The 9,380-nt window shown below is 40.2% G+C and carries 7 protein-coding genes; 2 read left to right on the top strand and 5 right to left on the bottom strand.

The genetic code is table 11. The features are described from left to right. Window positions 1-675: 675 nt before the first annotated feature. Both H5187_RS22025 and radA read right to left on the bottom strand, forming a co-directional pair. Window positions 676-1,608, bottom strand: a complete 933-nt coding sequence (locus tag H5187_RS22025) for a hypothetical protein (RefSeq protein ID WP_182785350.1) — start codon at window positions 1,606-1,608, stop codon at window positions 676-678. A 158-nt stretch (window positions 1,609-1,766) separates the two neighbouring features. Further along, window positions 1,767-3,152, bottom strand: a complete 1,386-nt coding sequence (radA, locus tag H5187_RS22020) for a DNA repair protein RadA (protein ID WP_145235514.1) — start codon at window positions 3,150-3,152, stop codon at window positions 1,767-1,769. A gap of 374 nt (window positions 3,153-3,526) precedes the next feature. Here radA and H5187_RS22015 point away from each other — a divergent pair, with 374 nt between their 5' ends. After that, the gene (locus H5187_RS22015; protein WP_182719607.1) at window positions 3,527-6,013 is read left to right on the top strand and encodes a PilZ domain-containing protein; all 2,487 of its coding nucleotides are present in this window, start codon (window positions 3,527-3,529) and stop codon (window positions 6,011-6,013) included. A gap of 5 nt (window positions 6,014-6,018) precedes the next feature. On the opposite strand, the gene serB is transcribed toward H5187_RS22015, so the two are convergent. After that, complete coding sequence (gene serB, locus H5187_RS22010; protein ID WP_182798368.1) at window positions 6,019-7,032, bottom strand: phosphoserine phosphatase SerB; 1,014 nt, start codon at window positions 7,030-7,032, stop codon at window positions 6,019-6,021. 296 nt (window positions 7,033-7,328) lie between these two features. On the opposite strand from serB, the gene H5187_RS22005 reads away from it, so the two are divergent. After that, complete coding sequence (locus H5187_RS22005) at window positions 7,329-7,949, top strand: AhpA/YtjB family protein (RefSeq protein ID WP_145235511.1); 621 nt, start codon at window positions 7,329-7,331, stop codon at window positions 7,947-7,949. On the opposite strand, the gene H5187_RS22000 is transcribed toward H5187_RS22005, so the two are convergent. Beyond that, window positions 7,916-8,689, bottom strand: coding sequence for a TatD family hydrolase (locus H5187_RS22000; protein ID WP_182759226.1), 774 nt, complete (start codon window positions 8,687-8,689; stop codon window positions 7,916-7,918). The genes H5187_RS22005 and H5187_RS22000 overlap by 34 nt on opposite strands. Before the next feature lie 6 nt (window positions 8,690-8,695). Next, window positions 8,696-9,334 carry a pyridoxamine 5'-phosphate oxidase gene (gene pdxH, locus H5187_RS21995; protein ID WP_145235507.1) on the bottom strand — a complete coding sequence of 213 codons (639 nt, stop codon included), beginning with the start codon at window positions 9,332-9,334 and terminating at the stop codon, window positions 8,696-8,698. Window positions 9,335-9,380 lie beyond the last annotated feature (46 nt).

Here is a 9,380-nt window from a genome sequence, read left to right as displayed (position 1 = left end):
TAACAATTTACCGTGGGTGAATAATATCTATTAGATCACAGCGGACAGGTAGATTCAAGGTTAGAAAACAATCAAGCCGAATATGTAAAATCAGTTCCTAGAAAGAGTAATTCTACAGCCTCAACAGCTTATTCAAAGGATCTAAACCCACAAGTTGCAGACAGAAAATCCTTTGAGTTTTTTAATACTTTGAGTCTAACTCTGTATCTAAATGTAAATCAAGGGATTTATCTTTGTTGTTATTTTGTTATTGTAAATCACAAGAAATAAACCCGCGAGTTGTTGAAAAAAAATTCAAAAACTGTTTATGAATACAGGAAAATAAAGCAGATAAAGACACGCGTGTCGCTCATTTTCCTGAATATGGGAGCAAACAACAGCTTGATTATTCAATGAGTTATTATCCTAAACCTATATCAACGTCAGTTTCCCACTTGAAACCATCTCTAAACTTTAATTTTCACCGTTGAGTTTCGTTGCTCTGAACCACAACCTACGATAATAAATTTTACGCCGACCTGCTTTGGTTTTTCCTAGTTCCTAGCGCCTAAATACTAGTCCCTAACCCGAATCCCCAATAAAAAAGCGCGAGATTAACTCGCGCTTTAAAATAACTCAAAACTGTATTTTGTCTTAAACTTACCGCTTAAGGCATACAACTTATAGCTCTAAGAGCTATTCGCCCTTCGCTTTTAAATTTATAAACTCTGCCAGTTCTTCTGGTTGCCCCATTAGGGTGAAGATCTGTTGGTTAATTTCGGTCATGGTTTGCCCTTCTGGCAAGCTTGCTGACACGGTTAATGAGCTTAAACCTTGCGTGAAGTTTTTAATCGCTTCACTCAGCGCCTCGCTGACTGGCGCTTGTTGTAGCTGCATGTTGACCATTTGCTGCATTTGCTCCAGCGTCATACCTTGCTTTTCAAGCGTTTGTTCGACGAGTGCTTTAAATTCACCTTCGTTATTGAGGGCAATTTCGATGCTGCGTGGTTCAAGCTCTGCAAGCGCCTCCATTAGTAAGGTTTGTTGCTGTAATTGCTGCTCTAAAGTCGGCTGTTGACTACCTAGTTGTTGCTGCATTTTGCTCAGCGCCAATGAAGCATTCATCAATGCGGTTGACTTTGCTAGACCGAGGTTAAAATTAAGGCCTACAATATTTTTAGCATTAAGCGCAAAGTCGATATCACTATCACCTGATTTTTCATCATAGTTCATCAATGTATGAAGATCATAACTAGCAGCAGCGAGTTTATTGTTAGCGTCTGGTGGTAACTGCGCTAAAAAATGCTCACTGAAGGTAAAGTTTTTTATGCTCAACTCGGTACGAGGAGCAATTTTATCTACTTCGTATCCCGCCACTTCAATGCTCGCAATATTAGCAACCGGCTGCTGATCAAACCCAGTGATTTGCATATTTGATATTTCAACACTTTGCCCAAGCACGCTGGCCGAAATATCTTCATAACTGGCTGTAACACCCATTTGCTGGCTCATTAATGCAAGCTGACGATCAACTTCTACTTTAACTTCTTGAGTCAGTGCATGATTTGCATAGCTAACACCACCGATAGCCGCAACGACAACAACAGCAACAATTGCGAGTTTTTTCATTCTATTTCCTTATTACGATTTCTATTATCACCGTTGTTATTTAGCTTAGTCTCTAACGGCTTTAGACTTAAGATTTTGCTAAGCGTATCATTCAATAATACCTTTGATAAGGCCTAGCATAAGTAAGTGCAAATTGATTTGCACTTTTTTGAGCGTGGCTAATTAATTAAACTTAGCAGTTCATGCACTGTTTTAACTGGGGTTATTTTAGCGCCCAGCCCTTCCATTGATTTATGGTAATTACGAAATGGAATAAATATTTCGGTAAAACCATGTTGGGCAGCTTCTTTAACGCGTGGCACGCCACTGTCGATTGGCCGTACGTCACCGTTTAAACTCAGCTCCCCCATTATGCAGGTGGTACGCGGTACAACAAACTCATTTAAGCTACTGAGTAAGGCAGTCACTAAGGCTAAATCGATACAGGTTTCGGTTTCATCAATTCTCAGCCCGCCAACAATATTAAAAAACGTATCATGAAAGATTTTGGTTTTAGTGTGCTTGCGTAAAATACCAGTGAGCATTTTTATTCGGTTCATATTTAAACCTACGCACACTCGCTGTGGAAACTCCGCCTCGGTTTCGGTGGTTAAACATTGTATTTCGAGCAACAAGTTGCGGTTACCTTTTCGAATACAAGTAATGGTTGAACCGGGTGAGTCGGTACTTGATCCCGATAAAAATATTTCACTGGGGTTATCAACACTTAGCATACCGCGTTCGCACATTCTAAAAATGCCTACAGTATCAATGTCACCAAAGCGGTTTTTATTGGCGCGCAAGGTACGTATTTGCCCATCGTTCGTGTCGATATGTAATAACGCATCAACAATATGCACTAAAGTTTGCGGCCCCGCTATTTCATTATTTTTATTTACGTGGGCAATAATAAACATAGTGACGTCATTTTGCTTGCAGTACTGTGTAAGCGCTTGCGCGGCACTTTTAACTTGTGACGGTGAGCCTGGGCTGCCGTTTGCGGTATCAGTAACAACTGCTTGAATAGAATCGATTACTGCAAACTTGATGTTATTTTTTTCAAGCTCTTCGATAATGGTTTCAACACTGGTTTCTGATAACAAATACAATTCGTCTGGGTTGTAATCGAGTTTTAAGCGATTAACACGGTTTTTAAATTGCGATAACGACTCTTCTGCGGTGCAGTAAAGTGATGGCATCCGCTGTGACATGCGCGCGACTAAATCCGATAATAAAGTCGTTTTACCTGCTCCGGGATCGCCAGAAATAATATTCACAGAACCTGTGGTCACGCCACCTGATAATACTCGGTCAAGTTCACCAATACCGGTTAGTTGCTTTTCGGCTTCGGTGGTTGCGATGTCATTAATTTTTTTCGAGCCACCGCCAACGCCACCAGCATAGCCGCCAACAACGCTGCGCGTTGCTGCTTTTTTAGTTTGCCCTGCTGAGGGCTTAAATTCGGCTAAGGTATTCCATGCGCCGCAGCGACACTGTCCTTGCCAGCGTTGGTAGTTCATTCCGCATTCGGTGCAAACAAACTCTATTTTTGCCGCTTTTGCCATTAACTTTTGCCTACCTTCGTCATTTTGAAATCATTTATGTCCATACTAGGATGATCTTTAATTTATTGGTTGCGTTATGGTGCGCTGAATATTGACCTTGCCAATAAGGCAATTCAACGCCACAATCGAGATATATAAAAAAGCAAGGTTTATCACTTTTACTTTAGGGCATACTTTTTGCTTAATCTTTTGAGCTTGGGCTTTTTTGATTAATAAACTAAAGTAATGAGCCATTTATTTGGCAATCTCATAATAATAAAAATTAAAGATGGTAACTCATTACACCCCACATGCTGCGAACCAGCAACCAAGTGAGTGTGTAAATACATGTGCAGTATACCAACTTTTTAGAATAGACGGTGATGGTTTTATAAATGACTGAAGACACTCTGCTTAAATATGAAAGTTTAGTTGATGAGCTTAAATCATATTTAGGTAATGCCAAATTTGACACGATCTTTAAATCGAAGACAGCGGGTTTAACAAAACCTGAGCAGTTCTTGATCAAGATGGAAATGTCGCGCTTGTCACAACCTATCGCCCGCTTTATTGATTTACGCGGCCAAGTAACAGGCCAAGTTAAACCTTATGAGTATGAAGGCAAACAACACTTTATGGATGAAACCGCCATTGCGGTATTTGAACAAGCCATAGAACGTCATGGTGGTTATACCCTTGCTGTTTACGAAGCAGTAATGAACACCGATAATAACCACCGTGTAATGCAAAAAAAAGCTGCTGAACAAGCTAAGCAACCTGAATTACAGAATGAACAAAAATTAGATTGCCAAGTTATTAAATTTGCCTCTTATGAAAGTCGCCGTGAAGAACGGATGAACTATTCAATCAAAATCACTGTAGAACTCAGCAAAGATAACACCATTGCAGCAACCACCTCAGATATCTCTTTAAGTGGCGCAAAAATAAAGCTCTCACCGCGCTATCAAGTCAAAAAAGGGCAGTTATTAGGACTGCGCCTAGTTGGTCTTGAGCAAGATTTTGAATTAGGTTTAAAAAATGGTATTCAATATGAAGTTGTTGCAGTTGAGAAAATCTCTTCGGAATTTAATCACATTCGCTTAAAACGTACTTTTATAGAAAATAACGAAAAATTTGATGAGTTTTTAGAAAGTTTTATTCACGGCAATAAGCGTCGTTATAAAGTAAATTTAGATAACACCTTAGATGCAGTCGTCTCAAAAGGCTATGAGCAGTATTATATTCCCCGTGTTACCTCGTTATTTACTTTTTTTAGTTTGCAAAACGATAAACTCTACCCAAGTTTAGTGCTGACCACTGAAAACAATATCTTTATTCAGCGTTATTTTTGTGATGAGCGAAAGTTGTCATGTTTATACACCATTTTAAATCAGCAACGCTTAGCTCAGTTATTAAGTAACCCAGCCCCAGTTAAAGAAGAGTATTTATATACCTTTACGCACGTGGTTGCTGGAAAAGTATATTATTACTCAGCAACGCGCACTGAGTTGACTGCAGAGCCGCAATTAAGCGCATTATTTTTTGGTTTTGGTAGTCAAAAAGAAAGCTGGCAATGCTTTAAAGTACAGTTAATGCCAAGCCATCCTGAAGATTCATATATTCCGTTGAGCTTGCCAAATACCGCCGGCAAAGATATTGAAAAATTGAACAAGCCACCAACGCCTCGCGTACAAGGAATGATCAAAGACGTAAAATATCTTGTGATTTTAACCGCTGTAGGAACAGACGCTGAACAAACCCATTACCAAAGCTTTAGTTACGACAAAAGTATAGTTAATCAGCTCAAGCGCTTTGGTCACGGTAAACATAAAACCCCACCAAAGCTTGAAACCGTTGATTTAGAGTATGTAAATCTGCGCTCACATAAACGCTACTTGTATAAAACAGATGTAGTATTAACAACTCAGGATGAGCAAACACATACCGCTCATAGTCGTGATTTTTCGGTGATGGGTTTGCAAATTGAGTGTGACCAACCGGTTACTTTTCAAAAAGGTGAAGTTGTTGAATTAAGCTTGCCTGAGCTGCAAAAAATAACCAAAAAGCACACGCTGAGTAAATTAAAATACGAAGTGATGGCGGTCAGTAAATCGTTCACCACTATCAACTTAAAAGCCTTACGTATTGCTGATAACCCACACGAAGGGGTAAAGTTTTTTACGCAATTAATTGAAAATAATAAAGATAAATTAAAAGTATCTGAAGAAGCGCCAAAGGTGCCAGGATTATCGACAGCGCTGCGAAATATGGTAACTAAAAGTGTTTGTCAATTTCCGTTTTATTTACATAAAGAAGCTACACATTTTAAAACAGGAGCTATCGGTCAAGGCTTGTACCCTAGCCCATTGCATATCATTTTACAAAACTATGGCTTGCTTAATAATACCACCAGTATTGATGCTTTTTTATCGCCAGAGCAGCTCAATGACGTGATCACACCGCTTATAAAAGATCGCAGCCGTCAAGATCCACCGTTACCTTTCACTTTATTTATTCGTTTCGATCCTAAAAAATCAACCATTGAAGACGCTATAAAAAGCAAGTGCAGTGCTGGCGAAGATTATGCCCCACAGTTACTCTTTTTAAAGAAAGGTCTTAAATCTGAGTTGCTCTTTATAATGCGTATTTATATTTCACGCACTGGCCGCCCTGATACTGATTATTTATCTAACGAACTAAAATACGTAAGCCAATATGCATTGCATAAAGCAAAAGATCTTGAAGAGGCACTGTGGGCAGTCACAGGTGTTGGTGACATGGTTGATGTAACAGATGAAACGCTTAGTCATTTGGACTTTACCGCCGAGCTGGTAGAACAAATGAATAAGCGTAAACAGATTTGGCTTAAACGGCTAACTTAAATCTGTTACTTAACAGCAGGAATAGTTAGTAAATATAACAATTGTAATAGCGAGCCTTGGCAAATTGCGGCTTGGGCTTGTTCAACAACTTTAGGTTTACCGTGTACGGCAACACCGAGTCCTGCCGCAGCCATCATGGTTAAATCATTCGCACCATCACCAATCGCCACTGTTTGTTGCGTAGGTAAATTTAATCGTTGCTGTAATTGACCCAACACCACGGCTTTTTGCTGCGCATCAACAATCGTGCCTAGCACTTTACCTGTTAACTTATTATCTTTAAATTCCAAAACATTGGCATGTACTTCGTCTAGTTCAAGCAGTTTTTGCACTTGTTCAGCAAACGGCACAAAGCCACCTGAGGCAATGGCTAAATACCAATTATGCTGCTTTAGCACTTGGCATAGCGCTTTGATCCCTGGCATTAATGGTAAACTATTTTTTAGTTCATCAATTAAGCTTTGCTCAATACCCGCAAGTTTAGCGACTCGTTGATGTAAGCTTTCCCTAAAATCTAACTTACCAGCCATCGCTTGTGCGGTTACCGCAGCGACATCATCATATACATCAGCAAGCCTTGCGATTTCGTCAATACATTCAATCGTAATGGCGGTTGAGTCCATATCCATGACTAATAAACCGGGCTTAGTTAAAAGCGGTGGCTTACTAACTTGTACAAGTTGAAATCCCAATGGATGGGAAAATTCATTCAGTACCAAAGGATTAATGCTTGGACTTGGTGTCTCGCTGTAAAAACACAGTGCGGGGCTTAAGTTTGGCTCTGGTTGATAACGACAAAATGCACTGACAATAAACTGCTGCTGAGCTAAAAAGTTAGTTATATTAGCTAGTTGTTGGCCGCTAAAGTCCCCTGCAAAAGCAATACTAAACATTCCTTGCGGATCAGTTGGTAAGCTTGTTGGTACTAATAAAGCATCTTGATAGTGATACCACATACCTAACGACAACTGTGCCGATAACTGCTCTGATGAAAGGCTCGCAAAGCGCTCCAATGTCATGATAACTCCAAAAATGATACTAATGTCTCCCCTGTAAAATAACAATTATATCAATCGTGTTGGGTTATTGGCCATTTATAGCGACGGATAAATAGAGTGATAACAAGGCATAAATTTTATATGTAGTTGTTCTACATATAAAATTTATAACGCCGTTAGCGCTTTATTTAGCACGCTAGAAAAGCTAAATATTTAAGTCGATTGGTATTAATTCGCCATAAAGGGGGATTTAAGGTTATAGTTACGCTTAGTTGTAACATCAAAAACAAAAGCTGTCAGCAGCGTAAACGGTGACTATGAAAAATAACCATCTTAAAAACCCTATTTCAGCATCTCTTAGGCAACGCCTAGTACGATTAAGTATTGCTGCGGCATGCTTTGTATTGCTGACTTGGGTTGCTGTTAATGGTAGTTTTCAAAGTCACCAGTTGCTTTATGATAGTGCCGACAGCACAGCAAAAAGCTTAACTCGTTTTATGGCTCTCAATGCCAAAACGCCGCTACTTGAAAAAAACAAACCTGAATTAACAGCCTTATGTAACAGCATAAGCAAAGATGAATTTGTACTGGCTGCAACGATTTATGATCAGCAAGGCATACTTATCGCCAGTAGTGATAATTGGCAAGCTCACCATATTTTAGGTAAGCTGCCCAACTCCACTCCGGGTATTAGTAAACTTAAAACCCCGTTTGTTGAACCGATAATCAGTGATGACGACCGCCCTCTAGGATTTGTTGCAATAACTTACTTGACCCGCTCAGCAGTAGCAACCAGTCATAGCAGCTTTCATGACTTAGGCCGCCAAGTATTACTGATGCTAGTGATAACCTGTATTTTTACTTGGCAATTAGGCCGTGGTTTAAAGCGCTGGCAAGTAAATCGTTATATCCGAAAAAGTTCTGAGCACGAATCATAAAGCTGCTTTTGAAAACCTGCCTTATAAGGCGTTGTGATCTGCTTTAATTGGCATAACTGCTCAAACACCAAGGGTAACTGTAACGGCGTGTTTATTTGTCCTTGAAAGCCCGCTAACGGCATTGCAGGTGCATCTGTTTCAAGTAGTAAGTGCTCCGGTGCTATGTGAGCAACAACGGAACGTGTTTTTTGTGCTCGCTGATAAGTGATCACCCCGCCCACCCCGAGTTTAAAACCCTGTTTAATATAATACTGTGCTTGTTGTAATGAGCCTGAAAAAGCATGTATAACACCACCATATTTTGGCTTACAGCGCTTAAATGACTGTGCAATAAGGTCATGGCTTTGTCGATGATGCACAATCAATGGCAATTCAAGCTGATTAGCTAGGTCGATATGGTGCTCAAATATCTGAGTTTGCAAAACAATATCGTCAATACTGCGGTCAATGCCACACTCGCCAATAGCGACCAATTGCTGGCGATGTTGCACAGTAAACTCAGTCAGTTTGGCTAAATGACTGTGGTGATATTCTGCTAAAAAGTAAGGATGTAAACCTGCACCGATGCGCACTGCAGAATGCTGTTTAGCAAAAGCGCATAAAGAAAGAGATTGTGCCAAAGTGATCCCCGGCACGATCAATTTTTCGATCCCCAGCTGCTGACATTGCTGAATTAGCTTGGTGCGGGTGGCATCAAATTCAGTAAAATCTAAATGGCAGTGGGAATCAATAAACGCCATAATAAACTATGGGTTTAAACGTGTTATTTGCCAGCTGTTATCAGCTTGTCGCTGATATATAAAACGGTCATGCAGGCGGTGTGCACCACCTTGCCAAAACTCAATTTTTGTTGGCACAACACAGTATCCCCCCCAAAAATCTGGCAATGGTATTTCGCCTTTAGCAAACTTGGTTTTCATATTAGCAAAAGTTTCCATCAACACTTTACGCGATGATACAGGACGGCTTTGCTTTGAAGCCCATGCAGCTAACTGGCTTTCTTTGGGACGTGACAAAAAGTACTTGGCAACCGCTGAAGTTGGCAGTGGTTGTGCTTCACCATAAACAATCACTTGGCGCTCCATATGGTGCCACGGAAAATGTAAAGAGATTTTATTATTGCCTTTAAGCTCTTGTGCTTTACGCGAGCCGGTATTGGTAAAAAACACAAACCCGTTATCATCAAGATGCTTTAACAACACAATACGTTGCGAAGGCTGACCGGTTTCATCAACCGTTGCCACCACCATCGCCGTTGGATCTGGCAGTTTACTTGCTACCGCGTGCTCAAGCCAGGTTTCAAATTGCTTGAATGGATCATCAAGTAAATTCTCTTCGCTCAGAGCATCTTGCAAATACTCACGACGGATATCTTCAAGTTTCATAAAATTCCCTCTAGGTTCTAGGTTCTAGGTTCTAGGTTCTAGGTTC

The organism is Pseudoalteromonas sp. SG44-1 (assembly GCF_014164315.1).
Classification (GTDB): Bacteria; Pseudomonadota; Gammaproteobacteria; order Enterobacterales; family Alteromonadaceae; genus Pseudoalteromonas; species Pseudoalteromonas rhizosphaerae.
The sequence above is the reverse complement of the archived record's forward strand: the minus strand, read 5'-3'. Positions and strand labels throughout refer to the sequence as shown.